Below are 19,040 nucleotides of genomic sequence, written 5' to 3' on the forward strand. Positions count from 1 at the left end.
TTTTCGGGCCTTCGGCCCGCTTGCCGTCCTGGACCTTGATCAGCATGGACTTAGGTAATTACCCCTGCGTAAAGCTACGCAGGCGGCACGTGGATTGCTACGGACGACAGCCCGGTTGGGCCGACGCACACTGGCTCCATCGGTTCGAACGGCCGCCGCAGGCCGTGGCCGGAGACAAGGACCTCCACCATGAGTGCAATCCCGCAGCACGCCGCCTCGGCGGCCAGCGCATCCACACCCTATACCTTTGAAGAAAAGCGCAAACGCATCTTCGCCATCGTTGCCGCGTCCTCGGGCAATCTGGTGGAGTGGTTTGACTTCTACATCTACGCCTTCTGCGCCATCTACTTTGCGCCGGCGTTCTTCCCCAAGTCCGACCCCACGGCCCAGCTGCTGAACACCGCCGGCGTGTTTGCCGCGGGCTTCCTGATGCGCCCCATCGGCGGCTGGATCTTTGGCCGGCTGGCGGACCGCAAGGGCCGCAAGACCTCGATGGTGGTGTCGGTGGTGATGATGTGCGCCGGCTCGCTGCTGATCGCCTGCCTGCCCACCTATGCCAGCATCGGGGCCATGGCACCGGTGCTGCTGCTGACGGCACGCCTGCTGCAGGGCCTGTCGGTGGGCGGCGAATACGGCACCACTGCCACCTATATGAGCGAGGTGGCGATGCGCGGCCAGCGCGGCTTTTACTCGTCTTTCCAATACGTCACGCTCATCGGCGGCCAGTTGCTGGCGGTGCTGGTGGTCGTCATCCTGCAGCAACTGCTGGACGAGGTCGAGCTGAAAAGCTGGGGCTGGCGTATTCCGTTCGTGCTGGGCGCGTTGACCGCCGTGGTGGCGCTGATGCTGCGCCGCACGCTGCACGAAACCACCACCGCGCAGACGCGCAATTCCAAGGGCGCCGGCAGCGTGGCCGAGCTGCTGAAGAACCACAAGCGTGCGCTCTTGGTGGTGCTGGGCTATACCGCCGGCGGCTCGCTGGTGTTCTACACCTTCACCACCTATATGCAGAAGTACCTGGTGAACTCGGCCGGCATGTCGATCAAGACCGCCAGCAATGTGATGACCGCCTGCCTGTTCCTCTACATGTGCATGCAGCCGCTGTTCGGCGCCCTGTCGGACCGCATCGGCCGGCGCAACAACATGCTGCTGTTCGGTGCGCTGGGCACGCTGATGACGGTGCCCATCCTCACCACGCTGCAGAGCGTGACCAGCCCGCTGCTGGCCGGGGTGTTGATCACCGTCGCGCTGGCGGTCGTCAGCTTCTACACCTCGGTAGGCGGCATCGTGAAGGCCGAGATGTTCCCGCCCGAGGTGCGCGCGCTGGGCGTGGGCCTGTCGTATGCGGTGGGCAATGCGATCTTCGGCGGCAGTGCCGAGTACGTGGCGCTGGGCCTGAAGACTATGGGCTATGAGTCCTACTTCTACTGGTATGTCACCGGCATGATGGTGCTGGCCTTTGCCGTCAGCCTGCTGCTGCCGCGCCAGGCGACGTACCTGCATGACGACCATTGACGAAATCGGCCTCTGGCGCAGGTTCTACCGGCGCCAGCTGCTATCAAAACAGTAGTTTTAACTAGGCCGCATAAACCTCGGCAAAGTAGGCGGCCAGCAGGTCCAGCGTATGCCGCACCTTGGCCGGCTGCTCGCCGCGGCGCGGCGTGACCGCGTAGACCGGCAGGTCGCTGAGCTGCCAGCCCGGCAGCACCGGCATCAGGCGGCCATCGGCCAGGGCCTGGAAATCCTCTTTGCGCACCGCCATGCAAATGCCCCAGCCGGCCACGCACAGCGCATGCAGGGCCGATACCTGGGAGGCCTGCACCCGGCCTTCCAGCTGCACCACCTGCAGCGCAGCGTCGGCGCCGTGCAGTTCCAGCGTGTCGAACGTGGTGTTGTCGGCGCCGCTGCCCAGCCAGGCGTGCTGCAGCAAATCCTGCGGCTGCTGGGGCCAGCCGTGCTCGGCCAGGTAGGCGGGTGCGGCGCACAGCTGGCGGCCCATGCGGCCGATCTTGCGCGCCACCAGGCTGGAATTGGCCAGGTTGCCGACCCGCAGCGCGATGTCGACCCGCGCCTCGATCAGGTCGATCACCGCGTCGTCCAGCAGCAGGCGCAAGGTCAGCTTGGGGTGGCTGCGCAGCGGCTGCAGTGCGCTGGCCAGCAGGCTGGCAAAGCCGATGGGTGCGGCCAGCCGTAGCTCGCCCTCGGGCTCGTCGCGCAGCCGGGCCAGCGCCTGGTCGGCCGAGCGGGCGGCCGCCACCATGGCCGCGCAGCCCACGTGGTAGCGGGCGCCGGCCTCGGTCAGGGTCAGCTTGCGGGTCGAGCGGTGCAGCAAGGCCAGGCCCAGCGCTTTTTCCAGCTGGCGCAGGTGCTGGCTGACGGCCGATGGCGTCATGCCCAGCTGCTTGGCCGCCGCGGTGAGCGAGCCGGCGGCCACCACCTCGGCAAATATGCCCATGCGTTTGAGTTGGTCTGTGGATGTATTCATAAGCAGTACTTCATAGTATTAGCGAATTTGGCCATCTAGTCAGATGTGTATGAAGAAAAGACACTAGACGCTTCTTTCAAACCACAGGATATTGCTATGCACATCGCACTGATTGGCGGCACCGGCTTCGTCGGCAGCGCCGTATTGACCGAACTGTTAGGCCGCGGCCACCAGGTGACGGCCCTGGCCCGCAACCCTGGCAAGTTTGCCGCCCAGCCCGGCCTGACCGTGGTGGCCGCCGACGTGCTGGATGCCGCGCAAGTGGCGAAGGCCGTGGCCGGCGTGGACGCCGTCATCAGCGCCTACAACCCGGGCTGGACCGAGCCACAGATCCACGACCTGTTCCTGCAAGGCAGCCAGGCGATTCTGGACGGCACCAAGCAGGCGGGCGTGAAGCGCGTGCTGGTGGTGGGTGGCGCGGGTAGCCTGTTTGTGGCCCCCGGTGTGCAGCTGGTGGACACGCCACATTTCCCTGCCGAATGGAAGCAGGGCGCGCTGGCGGCCCGCGAGTTGTTGAACCGCATCCAGCGGGAAACCACGCTGGACTGGACCTTCCTCTCGCCGCCCATTCTGCTGGCACCCGGCGAGCGCACCGGCCAGTACCGCGTGGGTGCCGACACGCCGCTGCCTGGCGTGGGCGACGCGCCTTCCGGCATTTCGGCCGCCGACCTGGCTGTGGCCATCGTCGACGAGATCGAAACCCCCAAGCACGTGCAGAAGCGCTTTACCGTAGCCCATTAATTTACAGGCGAAATCGGGCTCTAGCGCTGATAGATGCAGCGCAGGGTGCTATCCAAATAACAGGGCGCCGGGTGCGCCCTGTTGGCGTTGTACCGGGCTATCGGCAGGCAAGGGTATGTTCTTGCGGTGCTTATGTTCGAATCGTTTATCTTCAGCTTACAAGGCGCGCATTGAGGGCCCGTCTTGGGTACGCAGAAGTGCGCGGCGAACACCACCAAGGGGACACAAATGAACCAGTTCTTTCGTACCGTGTTGGTTGGCTGTGTATCCCTGCTGCTGTGCACGGCACAGGCGGCCGAAAAGGATGTCAACATCGTTTTCATCCCCAAGTCCAGTGACCAGGTCTTCTGGGAGCTGATGCGTATCGGGGTCGACAAAGCCGTGCAGGACGATGGCCACGTCAAGCTCACCTGGCGCGGCCCGGCCCACAACGACGACACCGACTCCCAGATCAAGATCGTCCAGCTCTACACCAAGCCCGGGGTGGATGCGATCCTGATCGCCCCCACCGACCGGGCACGCCTGGTCGGATCGGTGCAAAAGGCCGTGGCCATGGGTATCAAGGTGATTGCTGTCGACTCGGGGCTGGATGGCAACCAGCACCTCAACTTTGTCACCTCCGACAACTACGCGGGCGGGCAATTGGCGGCCAAGACCCTGGCGGGCTTGCTGCACAACCAGGGCAAGGTGGCGATGTTGCGGACCGTGGCCGGCAGCGCGTCCACCGACGACCGGGCCCAGGGCTTTGTCGATTACCTGAAGGAAAAGGCCCCGAAGATCACGCTGGTGGCCGATGTGTATGGCGGCGGCTCGATCGGCAAGGCGCGGCACAGTGCGGTCCAGTTGCTGGCGACGCACCCGGGCATCAACGGCGTGTTTGCGGTCAATGAATCTTCCACCGACGGCATGCTGCGCGCCCTGCGCGACAAAGGCCTGGCCGGCAAGCTGCGCTTCATCGGCTTTGACGCCACCGACTTTCTGCTCGCCGGCCTGGAGCAGCAGGAGATCCACGGGCTGGTGATCCAGAATCCCACCCAGATGGGCTACAAGGGCATACAGGCCGCCGCCGCCGCGGCCCGCAACCAGGCGATCCAGAACCGAACCATTTTTACCGACATCACCATGGTGACCCGCGCCAACTACAAGACCCCCGAGATCCAGAAGCTGATGTGCAGCCGGTGTTGAAACCCAGGCCCATGACCCACCAGATGTATCCGATCAGTGCCACGGGGATGCGGGCCTATGTTTAGCCCGGGCGGCCGGCTCAGCAGCCTGAGCGTGGGCATGGTGGTCGCCATGGCGGCCGGTTTGTTCGTGCCCGCGCTGATCGGCGTCATGACCCTCAGCTACCTGCGCCAGGCGCAGATCAACAAGGAACTGTCGGCCTACCTGGACGAAAGGGCTTTGCAGCTGTCCAACAGCCTGGCAGTTCCGGTGTGGAACTACAACACCAGCGGTGTGCGCACCATCGGGCAATCGGCCCTGCTGGACCCGCAGGTGGTGCGGATCACGGTCAGCGATTCCGACAAGGCGCCTATCGTGGTGCTGGAGCAGCCTCAGCGCCGGCTGGGCAAGTCCCAGGTGGTCCAGCGGCCGCTGCTGATGCGCAGCGATGGCACCGAAGAGCTGGCGGGCTTTGTCGAGATCGAGGTCGACGACGGCCTGAAGCAGCAGGAGTTTGCCCGGGACCGCCGGGCCTATGCGTTCATCCTGCTGGGCCAGTTCGTGCTGTCCCTGGGCTGCATTCTGGTGGCCTTGCACCTGCGCGTGCTGCGGCCGCTGCACAAGTTGACGCTGTTCTCCAACCGGCTGGCCGGCGGCAACTTCGAGCAGCCCATAGGCTGGGAGCGGCCGGACGAAATCGGCCGCCTGGCCCAGCAGATGGACCGCATGCGCAAGGACCTGAGAACCTCGTTCGCCGAGCAGCAGGTGATCCTGAGCAATGTGCAGGTCGGCGTGCTGTTTGTGCGCAACGGCAGCCTGCACATCGCCAACCGCTATGCCGAGCAGATTTTTGGCTACGGCCCCGGCGCGATGGCAGGCTTGCCGGCCAGCACCCTGTACCCCGCAGGCGGACCGCTGCCCGATACCGGGCTGGACGAGGAACTGCGGTTCTTGCAGCGCCAGGACGGCACGCAGTTCTGGGCGCAGCTGCGCAAGCGCAGCCTGGACCCGCTGCTGCCGCAGGCCGGCAGCATCTGGGTGATCGAAGACTTCACCGCGCGCAAAGCCGCCGAGGACGAGATCAACAGCCTGGCTTTCTACGACCCGCTGACCCTGCTGCCGAACCGCCGCCTGCTGATGGACCGGCTGAAGCAGGCTTTGGTGGCCAGCTGCCGCAGCGCCAAGTGCGGCGCCTTGCTGTTCATCGACCTGGACCACTTCAAGACCTTGAACGACACCCTGGGCCATGACAAGGGCGATCTGCTGCTGCAGCAGGTGGCCCGGCGCCTGGTGACCTGTGTGCGCGAGGGCGATACCGTGGCCCGCCTGGGCGGCGACGAGTTCGTGGTGATTCTGGAAGACCTGGGCGACAACCCGGACGAGGTGGCCACGCACTGCCGGGCCGTAGGCGAGAAGATCTTCACGGCGCTGAACCTGTCCTACCCGCTGGCCGGCCACGATGTGCGCAGCACGCCCAGCATCGGCGTCGCGCTGTTCGACGGGCCGCGCAACGCCATCGACGAACTGCTCAAGCAGGCCGACCTGGCGATGTACCAGGCCAAGACCGCCGGCCGCAACACCCTGCGTTTTTTCGATGCGGCGATGCAGGCCGCGGTGACTGAGCGCGCGGTGCTGGAATCCGACCTGCGCGAAGCCCTGCGGCTGCAGCAGTTCGTCTTGCACTACCAGCCGCAGGTGGTGGGCCAGAGCCAGATCACCGGGGCCGAGGTGCTGCTGCGCTGGCTGCACCCGCAGCGCGGCAAGGTGAGCCCGCTGGACTTCATTCCCCTGGCCGAGGAGACCGGCTTGATCGTGCCGCTGGGCTACTGGGTGCTGCAGACGGCCTGCGCCCAGCTGGCGCTGTGGGCCTTGCGCCCAGAAACCGCCGAGCTCGGCATTGCGGTGAACGTCAGCGCCAAGCAAATGCAGCAGGACGACTTTGTAGCGCAGGTGCTGGCGCTGCTGCGCGACACCGGCGCCCCGCCGCAGCGGCTCAAGCTGGAGCTGACCGAGAGCGTGCTGGTGGCCGATGTGGAGAACACCATCCGCAAGATGGACGCGCTGAAGTCCCACGGCGTGGGCTTTTCGTTGGACGACTTCGGCACCGGCTATTCCTCGCTGACCTACCTGAAGCGCCTGCCGCTGGACCAGCTGAAGATCGACCAGGGCTTTATCAAAGACATCCTGGTCGATCCGAACGACGCCGCCATCGCCCGCATGGTGATCGCCCTGGCCGAAAGCCTGGGCCTGTGCGTGATGGCCGAGGGCGTGGAGCTGGAGGCGCAAAGGGCCTTTCTCGCCAACAGCGGCTGCCATGCCTACCAGGGGTATCTGATGGCCCACCCGCTGCCGATTGCGGATTTCGAAGCCATCCTGGGCCGCCATGGGTCCGCCGATAAATCAAGTGCCAAACAGGGCTTTGGCGCAGTCAAGTAGTGCGCTAGCTGCTATCAAAATAGTAGTTTTTCGGCCATGCGCTGACCTGCCTACCTATGTGGGCTGCCGCACAGACAGCGCAATCCAATGGGACGAAGCTGGCGCCCATAGGTTGACGAAGCCTGGGTAGAACCTGCAGGGCCTGCAGGCCTTGCCGTACGGACTTTCGATTCAACGCCATTTATCAACCTGCACTGCGCTTGGGGTCACTTTGGCCGCATGCGCAGCGCACTGGCGCTGGAGCCTTCAGATGACTACGGCGGCGCATTCCACAGCCCACGGATCGATACAGGGAACGCTGACCCAGCGTGCCGGCGATGCACCCGATGTGGGTGCCGTGCTGGACGCAGTGGTCAGCACCTGGCAGACCATGGCCGCCCAGCTGGAACCGGTAATTGGCGCGCGCGGCGTCAGTGTGCTGCTGAACCGTGCCCTGTACCTGACGGTCAAGAGCTATCCCTGGATGAAGCCCACCAACGCGCAGGAGGCGGCCGAACCCATGGACAACCTGAAGCTGCGCTTTGCCGATCGCACTGCGCTGGAAGCCTCCGAAGCCGGTTGCGCGCTGCTGGTCACCTTTACCGAGCTGCTGGCCAGCTTGATCGGCGAGTCTTTGACCGAACGCCTTTTGGCCTGCGTATGGCAAGCCCCTTCACCACCTTTTGAACAGGACACCCACCATGATTGAGCACGTTGCGATCCGCCGGCTTGCCACAGGCGTACCCGGTCTGGACGCGATTCTGGGTGGCGGCCTGCCCGAGTTTTCCTTCAACCTGGTGACCGGGCCGCCAGGCGCCGGCAAAACCACGTTGGCGCACCAGCTGATGTTTGCCCTGGCCACGCCCGAGCAGCCCGCGCTGTTCTTTACCGCCCTGGGCGAGCCACCCTGGAAGATGCTGCGCTACCAGCAGCAGTTTGCCTTCTTTGCGCTGGACAAGATCGGCGGCTGCATCCGCTTTGTGCATTTGAACGAAGAGCTGGCGGCCGGCGATTTCGCCCGGGTGCTGGCGCGGATAAGCGAAGAGGTCCAGGCCTTTGGACCGGCATTTGTGTTCGTCGACTCCTTTCGCTCGGTGCTGGCGCAGGCACCGCAGCCACCCCATGGCGACGGCTCCGGCCTGCGGATGTTCACCCAGCAGCTGGGTATCACACTGGCCGGTTGGCAGACCACCAGCTTTCTGATTGGCGAGTATTCGCCGCTGAGCGATCCACACCCGGTGTTCACCGTGGCCGACGGCATTCTGAACCTGGAGCAGAGCGTGCAGCGCAATTCCATGGTGCGCAAGATCCAGGTGCTGAAGATGCGCGGCCAGGCCACCAGTCCCGGCATGCACACCATGCGCATTACCGATGCCGGATTGACCGTGTTTCCATCGGCGACGGTGCGCGACGACAGCGGCGATGTTGCACCCGCAAAGCTGTCGGCGCACAGCGCAGGCCGGGTCGCCATGGGGGTGCCGCTGCTGGACGACATGCTGGGCGGCGGCCTGCCCAGCGGCTATTCGATGCTGGTGGCCGGGCCGTCCGGCTCGGGCAAGACCATTCTGTCCACCAGCTTTTTGTCCGAAGGCGTGCGCCGCGGCGAGGCCGGCGTGATCGTGGCCTTCGAACAGACGCCCAGCCGCTCGCGCACCCACACCATCGACGACATGGTGCGGGCCGGCTGCCTGGGCCTGATCAACACCCGCTTGATGGACCTGTCGGTCGACGAGATCGTGCAGCAGCTGGTGCAGCTGGTCCACGAGATGAAGGCCACCCGGGTGGTGATCGACTCGCTGTCCGGCTTCGAGCTGGCCGTGGCGCCAACCTTCCGCGAGGACTTCCGCGAGTCGCTGTTCCGCCTGGTGGCGGTGCTGTCCGGCCTGGGGGTGACGGTGCTGCTGACTTCCGAGCTGGAAGACCGCTACACCGACCTGCGCTTCAGCCCGTATGGCTCGGCGTTCCTGACCGATGCCATCGTGGTGCAGCGCTACATCGAGGTCGAAAGCAGCCTGCAGCGCGTGATGGCCGTGGTCAAAGTGCGCGGCAGCGCCCACAGCAACGACATCCGGCGCTATGAAATCAATGATGACGGCATCGCCATCGGCAAGCCCATCCTGCACTACGAGGGGCTGTTTGGCGGCCGCCCCATGCGTACCGTGGAAGCCCGCACCGTCAACGGAGGCCTGCGATGATGTACCGAACCGCTTTTCTGGAACAAAAGGACGACAACCTCGGGCCGGAACGGCCGCAGACGCCGGAACAGATCCAGCGCATGCTGGAGCAGCGGGAAGCGGCTGTCGCTGCGCGCGAACAAGCCGTGCTGGCGCGGGAAGATGCGCTGCATGCCGAGGCCGAGCTGGCCGCCCAGGCCGCCGCACAGCTGCGCGAGGCGAACGAGCGCTTGGTGGTGGCCACGGTGCATGCGCAAACCATGACCGAGACCGCCGAGGGCGCAACCGCCCAGATGTCCTACATGGCCAAGCACGACATCCTGACCGGCCTGCCGAACCGCTCGCTGCTGACCGACCGGCTCGAGCAGTCGATTGCGCTGGCGCTGCGCCACGAGCAGAAGGTCGCCCTGGTCTACCTGGACCTGGACAACTTCAAGCACATCAACGACTCGCTGGGCCATGCGGTGGGCGACGAGCTGCTGCAGGCCGTGGCCAAGCGCTTGAATGACAGCGTGCGCCAGTCGGATTCGGTATGCCGTCTCGGCGGCGACGAGTTCGTGCTGCTGCTGGCCGAGATTGATACCGCGGAAGACGCAGCCCGCACGGCCGCCATGCTGGTCGAGGCGGCGTCCCAGCCTTATCTGGTGGGCGACCACCGGCTCCATGTGTCTGCCAGCATTGGCCTGAGCATCTACCCGGACGACGGCAGCGATGTGGAAACCCTGTTGCGCAACGCCGATACCGCCATGTACCAGGCCAAGAAGAATGGCCGCAACAATTACCAGGTGTTTTCCCGCGACATGAACGTGCGGGCGGTGGCGCGCCAGACCATCGAGGTGGTGCTGCACCATGCGCTGGACCATGGTGGCTTCGTGCTGCACTACCAGCCCAAGGTGAATCTGGACACCGGCGCCATCATCGGCGCCGAAGCCTTGCTGCGCTTGCAGCGGCCCGAGCAGCCGCTGATGTACCCCGCGCATTTTGTCGGCGTGGCAGAGGAGTGCGGGCTGATCGTGCCCATGGGCAAATGGGTGCTGCGCGAAGCCTGCAACCAGGCTGCCGCTTGGCGGCGGGCCGGGCTGCCGTTTGGGCAGATGGCGGTGAATGTGTCGGCGGTGGAGCTGCACGGCAAAGACTTCCTGTCGGGCGTGCGGGCCGTGCTGGAGGAAACCGGGCTGGACCCATGCGCGCTGGAGTTGGAGCTGACGGAAAGCGGGTTGATGCAGGACAACGAGCCCACCATGACCACCCTGCGGGCGCTGAAGGACCTGGGCGTGCGGATCGCCATCGACGACTTTGGTACCGGCTATTCCAGCCTCAGCTATCTGCGGCGCTTTCCTATCGACACGCTGAAGGTCGACCAGTCGTTTGTGCGCGACATCCAATCCGGCAACGGCGAGGCCAAGCTGGTCAGCGCCATCATCGCCATGGGCCGCAGCCTGGACCTGCGGGTGATTGCCGAGGGCATCGAAACCCGCGAGCAGCTGGTGTTTCTGCAGTCGCAGAACTGCGCCGAGGGCCAGGGCTTCTATTTCAGCCGGCCGGTGGTGGCCGAGCTGTATGCGGTGGCCATGCAAACTCCTTTGGGCGTCACACGTCAGTAACAAAATGTTGCTTCAATCGCCATTTGCATTGGATGGGCGACCATGGGGCTTCAAAAAACCGATAAAGCGCGTGCCGAGCTGCAACCGGGCTGCCGCAGCCTGGGCCTGCGCCAGCGTTCGCTGTTGCTGCTGGCTGACGGGCACAAGAGCGCCCGCGAAGTCGCCGCCTACTTTGGCCACGAGGGCGAGCTGCTGGTGCTGCAGCTGGTGCGCGACGGCTACCTGAGCGAGGCCGGGGCCGCCAGCCTGCCCAGCCTGCTGATAGCCCGCCAGGGCGCGGTGGATGCATTTGACGGCAGGCGCTCGCTGGCCAGTACCCGCATGTTTTTGTTCGACATTTGCGAGCGCATGTTTGCCCGGCGCGCGCCGGCGCTGGCCGAATCCTTCCGCGAATCGCTGCGCCATGCACGGGACCGCGCCTCCATGCTGGCCGTCAGCCAGGAGATGCTGGAAGAAATTGCCAGCAGCGCCGGGGCCGAGCGCGCCGACACCATCCGCGAGCGCCTGGCGCTGTTGCTGCCAGAAGAAGTGGCCGCCTAGGTTTGCCAGCGGATTTCGGCAAAGCCCAGGTGGTGCATGAACTCGCGCAGGATCAGCAGGTCAGCGGCAAATGCCGGCGTGTTGGGAATGCCGGCGCTGCTGGCGGGGCGGCCCAGCGACAGGCTGGCCAGCAGGTCGAACAGGCGCTCTACGGCCTCCATTGACAGGCTGGGGCCCACCACGCCAGCCAGCCCCGCCATCTGCTGCACGGCAGGGTCGCTGCTGAACAGGCTGGCATGGCCGGCCACCAGGGCGCGGGCCCGGTTCACCTCATCTTCCACCCACTGGATGGCGTTTTCCAGCTCGCCAGGCGTGGGTGGGTTATGCCGGTAGAACTGCGCGGCCGTGGCGCGCGTGCCCAGAGCCAGCAGCAGCACCGTGTCCAGCTCGGGGCCGCTGCCCACGGCCACGGCGGTCTGCTCCTCGCCGATATGCAGCAGGGTGATGGGCATCCCGTCCGCCAGGCCTTGGCGTGCGGTGCGGTAGTGGTGTTGGATCAGGGCGTGCATGGCGGGTGCTTTCAAAAAATAGACAAAGCGTTCAAAAAATATACTGTGTATACATTTCTCGTGGGGTATAAGTATTCTGTGCGTGGATGCTTGGACACAACCCAGGAGTCGTGGACGTGGTTGCACTCAAATCACTGCTGTTTCAGGATGCCGATATGTGGGCCCCCCTGGCCGTGTGCAGCCCGGCGGAGCTGGATGCGCTGGAATTCGGGGTGATCGGCTTCGATACCGATACGGTGGTGCGCATCTATAGCCAGACCGAGTCGCAGCTGAGTGGCCTGGCGCCCGAACGGGTGCTGGGCAAGCGCATGTTCACGGTGGTCGCGCCCTGCATGAACAACTTCATGGTGGCCCAGCGTTTTGAGGATGCCGCGGCCCAGGCCGAGGCGCTGGACGCCACCATCGACTACGTGCTGACCCTGCGCATGCGGCCCATCAAGGTCTTGCTGCGCCTGCTGGCCCAGCCCGGCCAGGCCATGCGCTACGTGCTGGTGCAGCGGCGGGGTTAGATGTCCGGCACCGACCTGCACACCGCCAGCGAATACGAGGCGCTGGTCCAGTTCCTGTACCTGGTGCCGGTCGGCCTGGTGCAGACCACGCTGGACGGCGAGGTCGTGCTGCTCAATGCCATGTCGGCCCGGCTGCTGCTGCCGGTGTCGCCCGACGGCAACCTGGACAACCTGTTTGCCGCGCTGGCCGAGGTGGCCCCCAGTCTGCGTGCGCTGGCGCAGGCCTTCACCCCAGCTACCGGTGTGATTTGCGAATCGCTGCGGATTCCGCTGCAGACCGGCCCGGGGCTGTCGGCGCAGCCCCAGGTGCTGTCGTTCAGCCTGTTCAAGCTCGACCCGACCCGGCTGATGGCCGTGCTGAACGACGCCACGTTGGATGTGCAGCGCGAGCAGCAGGGCCTGGCGCGCCGGCTGAATGCCGCGGCCCGGGTGGACAACCTGACCCGCATGCCGAACCGCAGCGTGGCGCTGGAGCACCTGCAGCGGGTCCTGGCACGCAATGCCGGCGAAGCAGTCCCGGAGTTCGCGGTGCTGTTCATGAATTGCGACCGCCTGAAGCAGATCAACGACACCGTAGGCCATGCGGCTGGCGACGGCGTGCTGGCGCTGCTGGCCGACCGGCTGCGCGCCACCCTGCGCTCGCGCAGCCGCTTCGACCAGGGCAACGGCAGCGAGCTGGTGGCGGCGCGCATCGGCGGCGACGAGTTCGTGGTGCTGGTCGACGACCTGGCGCAGGCCGACGATGTGCACGCCGTGGCGCAGCGCCTGCTCGATGTGCTGGCCAAACCCTATGGCATAGGCCCGCACCAGCTGCACTGCAGCGTCAGCATGGGCATCGTGCTGCGGGCGCAGGCCAGCGGCGATGCCGATGCGGTGCTGCAAAGCGCCAGCATCGCCATGGTCGAGGCCAAGCGCGCGGGCGGTGCCCGCTATGTGGTGTTCGAGCCCGCCATGCAGGTGCGCGCAGCCCGGCGCGCGGTGATCGAAGCCGAGCTGCGCCGGGCCTTGGACCAGGCGCAGCTGTTTGTGGTCTACCAGCCGGTGGTCGGCCTGCTGGGCGCTGAACCGACGGAGGGGGCGGTGGACCGGACCAGCGGGGTCGAGGCCCTGGTGCGCTGGCACCACCCGGCGCGCGGCGTGGTGCTGCCGTATGAGTTCATCGGCGTGGCCGAGGAGTGCGGCCTGATCGGCGCGCTGGGCGACTTCGTGCTGGCCGCGGCCTGCCGGCAGTTCGTGCAGTGGCAGGCCGCGCTGGGGCCGCAAGCGCCGCGGCTGCTGGCGGTGAATGTGTCGCGCGCCCAGCTGCACCAGCCGGGCTGGGTGGTCTATGTGCAAGAGCTGCTGCACAGCACCGGCATGGACGCGGCGCAGCTGCAGCTGGAAGTGACCGAGAGCCTGGCCGCGCAGGACGAGAACGTGCAGGCCCGGCTGCACGAGCTCAAGGCCCTGGGCCTGACCCTGGCGCTGGACGACTTCGGCACCGGCTATTCCTCGCTGGCCAGCCTGCACCTGCTGCCGGTGGATACCGTGAAGATCGACCGCTCCTTCGTCTGCCAGGCCGACACCAGCCAGCACCACCGGGTGCTGATCGAAGCCACAGTGCGCGTGGCCCACAGCCTGGGCATGGCCACGGTGGCCGAAGGCATAGAAACCCCGGCCCAGGCCGCCGTGGTGCGGGAGCTGCAGTGCGACAAGGGCCAGGGCTATATCTTCAGCCGGCCGCGCACCGCCGACGGCCTGGTGCAGTGGCTGCGCACTCCGGTCGACGATTAACAGCCAAATCGGCACTTGGCGCAGGTTCTATCAGCGCAAGCTGCTATCAATACAGGAGTTAAGCCAGACCAGAAAGTCGGCCTGCATCGCCGCGCTGATGCCGTGGTCTATGGGGTAGAGCCGGGTCTGGTGGCGCACGCCCAGCGCGGTCAGCCATGTGTCCGAGCGTTCGGCCCAGGCCACGGGCAGCTTGCTGTCCAGCTCGCCGTGGCCGACGAAGGCCTGCACTGCGGCGAGCCGCGCGGGCTCGGCCAGCTGCGGCTCCAGCTCGGGCAGGATGCGACCTGACAAGATGCCAAAGCCGGCCAGCCGCTCGGGCGCCGTCAGCCCCAGGCTGGCGCTCATGATGCCGCCCTGGCTGAAGCCCGCCACCACGGTGCGCTGCGGCGCAATCCCATGGGCCAGTTGCAGCTGTTCGACGAAGCGCGTCAGCGCCAGCCGGCTGCTGTCGGCTTCGGCCGCTTCGATGCGCGGCCCCTGCGGCGTGAAGGCCACGCGGAACCAGGCAAACTGCCCCGGCCCCAGGGCCAGCGGGCCGCGCGGCAATACCACCAGCGTATTGGGCGCTTGTGCGCTGATGGCCGCGGCCATGTCGGCCAGATTGGTTTCCGAGCCGCCTACGCCGTGTAGCAAGACCACCAGGGCGGTGGGCTGGGCAGGCTGCGGCTGGAATACGCGGAAGCTGATGGCGAAGTCGGGGCTGGTGTGCAGGGTGTTCATGCTGTGCTTTCTTGGGTTCAATGGGCGGTGGCGGGCAGGCCCCAGGCGTACGACTCCATCGACAGTACACCGTTGGTGATGCCGCCGTCGATCACGTGCGCCGGCTCGTCGCCGCTGCGTGCGCCCATGGCAACCAGCAGCGGCAGGTAATGTTCTTCCGTCGGGTGCGCGCGCAGGGCGTGCGGGGCGCGCTGGCGGTAGTCCACCAGTTTGTCGACCGCATTGCTATTGACCGCCTGGCGAATCCAGTGGGTGAACTCCACCGCGTAGTCGGCCGCAGCTGCCTGGGCGTGGCGGAACTCATACAGGTTGTGCGTCATGCTGCCCGAGCCGACCACCAGCACGCCGCGCGCGCGCAGTGGCGCCAGTGCCTGGCCCAGGCGCAGCGCGCCAGCCGTGTCCAGGTCGTGCGGCAGCGATACCTGGAACACCGGCAGCTGGGCATCGGGCAGCAGATGGCGCAGTGGCACCCAGGCGCCGTGGTCCAGGCCGCGCTGGCCATCCACGGCTACAGGCCAGCCGGCATCGGCCAGCAGCTGGGCGACTTCGGCGGCCAGCGCCGGGTGGCCGGCGGCGGGGTAGTGCAGGTCGTACAGCGCCGAGGCAAAGCCGCCGAAGTCGTGCACCGTCTCGGGCTGGGCGGTGGCCATCACTTTGACGCCGCGGGTCTGCCAGTGCGGCGACACCACCAGCACTGCGCGGATGTCGGCCAGCTGGGCGCCGAGCGCGGTCAGCTGCGGGCCGAGCAGGCCGGGTTCCAGCGCGAACGTGGGCGCGCCGTGGGAAATGAAGAGTACGGGGGCGAGGGGAGTGCTAGCCATGGTGGTGTCCAAAAAGGGGTTGGGCTCCACTGTATAAGCTGCTGATAAAGAGATAAACGGCCTAAAATAAGATTCATTGTTCCAATGAGTAGCACAATGGACCGTTTCTTGGAAATGCAGACCTTTTGCGCCGTGGTCGACGCGGGCAGCTTCGTCAAGGCCGCCGAGACGCTGGGCCTGTCCAAGGCCGCGGTGTCGCGTTACGTGGGCGAGCTGGAATCGCGGCTCGGCGTGCGCCTGCTGCACCGTACCACGCGCCGCCTGTCGCTGACCGAAGAGGGCCAGGTGTTCCACGTGCGCAGCAAGGAGCTGCTGGCCGGGGTGGACGAGGCCGAGATGGAAATTACTTCGCGCAGCGCCGCCGCCAGCGGCCTGTTGCGCATCAACGCGCCGGTGACCTTCGGCATCCTGCACCTGGCGCCGCTATGGGGCCTGTTCCGTAGCCAGCACCCGCAGGTGTCGCTGGACATCACCCTGGCCGACCGGCTGGTCGATCTGGTGGAGGAGGGCTATGACATGGCGATCCGCATCGCCACCCTGCCCAGCTCGACCCTGGTCAGCAAGCGCCTGGCCAGCACCCGCATGCTGGTCTGCGCCTCGCCGCAGTACCTGGCCGCGCACGGCACGCCGCAAGTCCCCGCCGATCTGGCCGGCCACGCGGTCATCGCCTACAGCTACTGGGCCAGCAAGGACGACTGGCAGTTCGACGGCCCGGCCGGGCCGGTCAGCGTGCGCACTCGGGCCTGCATGCACACCAACAGCGGCGACACCTGCCGCGCCGCCGCGCTGGCGCACCAGGGTGTGATCCTGCAGCCCAGCTTCCTGGTCGGCGCCGACCTGGCCGCCGGCCGCCTGGTGCAGCTGCTACCCGGCTACCAGGCCATGGAGATGGGCATCTACGCGGTTTATCCCACGCGCAAACACGTAGCGCCCAAGGTGCGGGCGCTGGTGGATTTTCTGGCGGGGGAGTTTGCGCGTCCGCGGGCCTGGTGAGCGGGTTAGCCGTAGGCCCCCGACCCGTTCGCCTGCCGGCAACCCTATAGGTCACCCTCAGGTGGCTTGGACCGGCTCTTTTCGTCTGGTACACCGAGCAAGGCCTGTTCCATCCCTGCCGCGATCTGGTCCGCGAAAGCGCTACTCCCAATAGCACGTGCGAGCGTGACGGCGCCCGCCAGCGACGAGAGTGCGGCGCAAGCGGCTCCCATGTCCCGCGGTGCACTGGGCGAGGCGGGACCATCGACGATCGCCTGCGCCACGGCGCGCAAAGCCTCCTCAAAGGTTGTACGCGAGGCTTCGTCCGATCGCGCCACTTCCGCCGGCATCGTCTGCAACGTGCAGCTCTCGGACAAGTCACAGGTGCGCTTGGCGCTGAGGTAGAAGCGCACAAACTCCGGCCACCACGCGCGTCCGTGTTTTTCTTGGAAGTACAGCACGCCACCGCGCAATTCGGCCATACCCTGGGCGACCGATTCTCGGAACGCGTGGGCCTTGGAGTCGAAATGGACGTAGAAGGCGCCCGATGTCAGGCCCGCTTCCTTGGCCAGGCCGTCCACCCCGATCCCGCCGAATCCAGCCTTGCGAAACCCGCGACCGGCGCCCTCCAGGATGCGTTGCCGCGTCTGCAGCTTCTGTTCGGACCTTGACACGAGGGGCTCCTTCGCCATGTGAAGCTAACGATTTTAGTTGTTCAAAACACGATCGTTATGTATTATGAAATAACGATCGTTACTTGAAATGCTCTGCGGATCGCAGCGTATGGGTCGACGCCGTTCTTTCTACTTGGAGTACCTATGCCACTTACGCTTACCCTCACCGAGGGCGTTCTCCCCAAAGGCCAGGAAAAAGTCGCCTTTAGCCGCCTGTCCGATGCCATGCTCAAGTGGCACGGCCTGGCAGGAAACAAGGCGATGACGCCCAACATCGTTGGCTCGATCCACGTCTTGCCGAAGGAGCACACGTATTCCGGGTCGGAGGAGGCTTCCGTGGCCTTCGTCGAATGGAAGGTGCCATCCTTCGCGTTCGCCAGCCGGGAGGTTCAGGTCGGCTACATCGAAGAGGCCACGAGCATCATCCATGGGCTGTCTGGCGCTCAGCACCCGAAGGAGCGCATATGGGTCAACGTGGTACACGCGGTGGACGGGGCCTGGGGCATTGCCGGGTTGGCCCTCACCAATGCGCAACTCGGTCAAGGGGCGGCGTCGTAACCCGCTCACATCCAGATAAACGATCATGCAACTTTCGAACTATTTGTTTTTCACCACCTGCTGTGACCAGGCTTTGGCTTTCTATGCGCAGTGCGGTCTTGGCCGCGTCGTCGAGGTGCTGCGCTACGGAGTCGACGGCATGCCCGTGAAGAACGAGGCCATGCGCGGCAAGGTCATGCACGCCAGGTTTGAAGGACCAGGTTTGCTCTTCCATGCCTCGGACAACGACGATGCTGAGCCTATGCGGGGTTCTGCGCACTTGCTGGCGATGGACGACCGAGCTTCCACGAACCAACTGTTCCAGGCCCTGGGTGCGGGCGGGACCATCACAACCCCCTTGGGCCTCCAGGCCTGGGGTGACTACTATGGCAAATTGACCGATCGTTTTGGGGTTCAGTGGATGCTGAACTGCGCAGAGTGAGATTGTTGGCAGCGCGCCTGCTAAGCACGGTCTGGCGCAGTCAACACAAGCGCAAGCTGCTATAAAAATAGCAGCATTGCGCTTGCGCGAAAGCCTCGCTTACTTGGCCGCAGCAATCTGTGTTGCCATCTGGTTAGCCATCTCTAGGTGGCTTTGCACGGTGGGTAGCATCTTGTCGGCCAGGGCCTTCAGATCGGCGTCCTTGCCGTTCTTCTGGATGTCCTGCAGCAGCTTGACCGTGCTCTCAAGATCGCCCACGCCGACGCGCTTCACATACTGGTTGTCAAAGGTCTTGCCGGACAGCGCCTTCAGCGCGGTTTCCTTGGCCTTGTGCATCACGCCCACGCCATCGGGCAGCTTGACGTTCTTGGCTGCGCCCAACTGCTCGATTTCGCTCAGCGCCTTGCCATGTTCGTCGACCATGGTCTGGGCGAACTTTTTGATGTCGGGGTTCTGCGATTTCTCCAACGCCAGCTTGCCGGCTTCGACTTCGGCGCGGTTGGCTTGGGCCAGATTGCCCAGCATGCGGCTGTCGGCGCTGACCAGCTTGCTGGCATCGGCGGGGGCGCTGGCCGAGGCCGTGCCCATGGCGGGTGCCGGGGTGGTTTGCGACCAGGCGGCGGCCGTGGCCAGTGCCAGCGCGCAGATGCCGCCGGCCACCAGGGCCTGTTTGATGTGGCTGTGCGCGGCCATCCGCGTAGGCAGGGGGGTAGAGGTATGGAACATGGGCTAACTCCTTCAATCCGTGGATGGATGTCGGCGTGGTAGCACCCGTGGCAGATCGCTTAGGACGGCTACACACTCCAACGGCGATGCATCCAGTTTGGTACACCGGTTGGCCGGCGTCCGCAGGAAATGGCCGCCCGGCCGTGTAGGAAATGCCCTGCAGACGGGACGGGTGCTGTTGGCTTATCGTTGCGCGCCAAGGGTATTTCCTTGGCACGCAAAAGCGGTAAACGG

At 65.6% G+C, this 19,040-nt stretch carries 19 protein-coding genes; 13 read left to right on the forward strand and 6 right to left on the reverse strand.

Annotated elements, in window-relative coordinates:
- The first annotated feature begins 189 nt into the window (after nt 1-189).
- Nucleotides 190-1,515 (forward strand): MFS family transporter, encoded by a 1,326-nt coding sequence (locus J2X19_RS02960; protein WP_310370498.1) that lies wholly within the window; start codon nt 190-192, stop codon nt 1,513-1,515.
- Nucleotides 1,516-1,576: 61 nt separating this feature from the next.
- On the opposite strand, the gene J2X19_RS02965 is transcribed toward J2X19_RS02960, so the two are convergent.
- On the reverse strand, nt 1,577-2,485 hold the full coding sequence (locus J2X19_RS02965; RefSeq protein ID WP_310370500.1) for a LysR family transcriptional regulator: 909 nt from the start codon (nt 2,483-2,485) through the stop codon (nt 1,577-1,579).
- A 96-nt stretch (nt 2,486-2,581) separates the two neighbouring features.
- Between J2X19_RS02965 and J2X19_RS02970 the strand changes: the two genes are divergently transcribed.
- The 7 genes from J2X19_RS02970 to J2X19_RS03000 all read left to right on the forward strand — a co-directional run bounded on the left by J2X19_RS02970 (nt 2,582) and on the right by J2X19_RS03000 (nt 11,123).
- The gene (locus J2X19_RS02970; protein ID WP_310370502.1) at nt 2,582-3,226 is read left to right on the forward strand and encodes an NAD(P)-dependent oxidoreductase; all 645 of its coding nucleotides are present in this window, start codon (nt 2,582-2,584) and stop codon (nt 3,224-3,226) included.
- 228 nt (nt 3,227-3,454) lie between these two features.
- The gene (locus J2X19_RS02975) at nt 3,455-4,411 is read left to right on the forward strand and encodes an ABC transporter substrate-binding protein (RefSeq protein WP_310370503.1); all 957 of its coding nucleotides are present in this window, start codon (nt 3,455-3,457) and stop codon (nt 4,409-4,411) included.
- A 57-nt stretch (nt 4,412-4,468) separates the two neighbouring features.
- Nucleotides 4,469-6,826 (forward strand): putative bifunctional diguanylate cyclase/phosphodiesterase, encoded by a 2,358-nt coding sequence (locus J2X19_RS02980; protein ID WP_310370505.1) that lies wholly within the window; start codon nt 4,469-4,471, stop codon nt 6,824-6,826.
- 250 nt (nt 6,827-7,076) lie between these two features.
- On the forward strand, nt 7,077-7,514 hold the full coding sequence (locus tag J2X19_RS02985; protein WP_310370507.1) for a hypothetical protein: 438 nt from the start codon (nt 7,077-7,079) through the stop codon (nt 7,512-7,514).
- Nucleotides 7,507-9,000 carry an ATPase domain-containing protein gene (locus J2X19_RS02990; protein WP_310370509.1) on the forward strand — a complete coding sequence of 498 codons (1,494 nt, stop codon included), beginning with the start codon at nt 7,507-7,509 and terminating at the stop codon, nt 8,998-9,000. The genes J2X19_RS02985 and J2X19_RS02990 overlap by 8 nt, the downstream gene beginning before the upstream one ends.
- Nucleotides 8,997-10,583 carry a putative bifunctional diguanylate cyclase/phosphodiesterase gene (locus J2X19_RS02995; RefSeq protein ID WP_310370510.1) on the forward strand — a complete coding sequence of 529 codons (1,587 nt, stop codon included), beginning with the start codon at nt 8,997-8,999 and terminating at the stop codon, nt 10,581-10,583. Before J2X19_RS02990 ends, J2X19_RS02995 begins: the two co-directional genes overlap by 4 nt.
- Nucleotides 10,584-10,625: 42 nt before the next feature.
- Entirely contained in the window at nt 10,626-11,123 is a 498-nt protein-coding gene (locus J2X19_RS03000) for a hypothetical protein (RefSeq protein WP_310370512.1), read from the forward strand.
- Here the strand turns inward: J2X19_RS03000 and J2X19_RS03005 are convergent.
- Nucleotides 11,120-11,632 carry a hypothetical protein gene (locus tag J2X19_RS03005; RefSeq protein ID WP_310370514.1) on the reverse strand — a complete coding sequence of 171 codons (513 nt, stop codon included), beginning with the start codon at nt 11,630-11,632 and terminating at the stop codon, nt 11,120-11,122. The genes J2X19_RS03000 and J2X19_RS03005 overlap by 4 nt on opposite strands.
- A 116-nt stretch (nt 11,633-11,748) precedes the next feature.
- Here J2X19_RS03005 and J2X19_RS03010 point away from each other — a divergent pair, with 116 nt between their 5' ends.
- The gene (locus J2X19_RS03010; RefSeq protein WP_310370517.1) at nt 11,749-12,141 is read left to right on the forward strand and encodes a PAS domain-containing protein; all 393 of its coding nucleotides are present in this window, start codon (nt 11,749-11,751) and stop codon (nt 12,139-12,141) included.
- Nucleotides 12,142-13,914 carry a putative bifunctional diguanylate cyclase/phosphodiesterase gene (locus J2X19_RS03015; protein ID WP_310370518.1) on the forward strand — a complete coding sequence of 591 codons (1,773 nt, stop codon included), beginning with the start codon at nt 12,142-12,144 and terminating at the stop codon, nt 13,912-13,914. It begins immediately after the preceding gene.
- Nucleotides 13,915-13,944: 30 nt separating this feature from the next.
- Here the strand turns inward: J2X19_RS03015 and J2X19_RS03020 are convergent, their stop codons facing one another.
- Both J2X19_RS03020 and J2X19_RS03025 read right to left on the reverse strand, forming a co-directional pair.
- On the reverse strand, nt 13,945-14,634 hold the full coding sequence (locus J2X19_RS03020; RefSeq protein WP_310370520.1) for an alpha/beta hydrolase: 690 nt from the start codon (nt 14,632-14,634) through the stop codon (nt 13,945-13,947).
- Nucleotides 14,635-14,651: 17 nt separating this feature from the next.
- Nucleotides 14,652-15,455 (reverse strand): DODA-type extradiol aromatic ring-opening family dioxygenase, encoded by an 804-nt coding sequence (locus J2X19_RS03025; RefSeq protein ID WP_310370523.1) that lies wholly within the window; start codon nt 15,453-15,455, stop codon nt 14,652-14,654.
- A gap of 96 nt (nt 15,456-15,551) precedes the next feature.
- Here J2X19_RS03025 and J2X19_RS03030 point away from each other — a divergent pair, with 96 nt between their 5' ends.
- Nucleotides 15,552-16,448 carry a LysR family transcriptional regulator gene (locus J2X19_RS03030; RefSeq protein ID WP_310370525.1) on the forward strand — a complete coding sequence of 299 codons (897 nt, stop codon included), beginning with the start codon at nt 15,552-15,554 and terminating at the stop codon, nt 16,446-16,448.
- A gap of 44 nt (nt 16,449-16,492) precedes the next feature.
- Here J2X19_RS03030 and J2X19_RS03035 read toward each other — a convergent pair whose 3' ends face one another.
- Nucleotides 16,493-17,101, reverse strand: coding sequence for a TetR/AcrR family transcriptional regulator (locus J2X19_RS03035; RefSeq protein WP_310370527.1), 609 nt, complete (start codon nt 17,099-17,101; stop codon nt 16,493-16,495).
- Nucleotides 17,102-17,245: 144 nt separating this feature from the next.
- Between J2X19_RS03035 and J2X19_RS03040 the strand changes: the two genes are divergently transcribed.
- Both J2X19_RS03040 and J2X19_RS03045 read left to right on the forward strand, forming a co-directional pair.
- Entirely contained in the window at nt 17,246-17,659 is a 414-nt protein-coding gene (locus tag J2X19_RS03040) for a 4-oxalocrotonate tautomerase (protein WP_310370529.1), read from the forward strand.
- 25 nt (nt 17,660-17,684) lie between these two features.
- Nucleotides 17,685-18,080, forward strand: a complete 396-nt coding sequence (locus J2X19_RS03045; RefSeq protein ID WP_310370530.1) for a VOC family protein — start codon at nt 17,685-17,687, stop codon at nt 18,078-18,080.
- Between the two features lie 99 nt (nt 18,081-18,179).
- On the opposite strand, the gene J2X19_RS03050 is transcribed toward J2X19_RS03045, so the two are convergent.
- Nucleotides 18,180-18,806: a DUF4142 domain-containing protein gene (locus J2X19_RS03050; RefSeq protein ID WP_310370532.1), complete on the reverse strand. Its 627-nt coding sequence runs from the start codon at nt 18,804-18,806 to the stop codon at nt 18,180-18,182.
- Nucleotides 18,807-19,040: the final 234 nt, after the last annotated feature.

The sequence above is a fragment of the Rhodoferax ferrireducens genome, from assembly GCF_031458075.1.
GTDB lineage: Bacteria > Pseudomonadota > Gammaproteobacteria > Burkholderiales > Burkholderiaceae_C > Rhodoferax_B > Rhodoferax_B ferrireducens_A.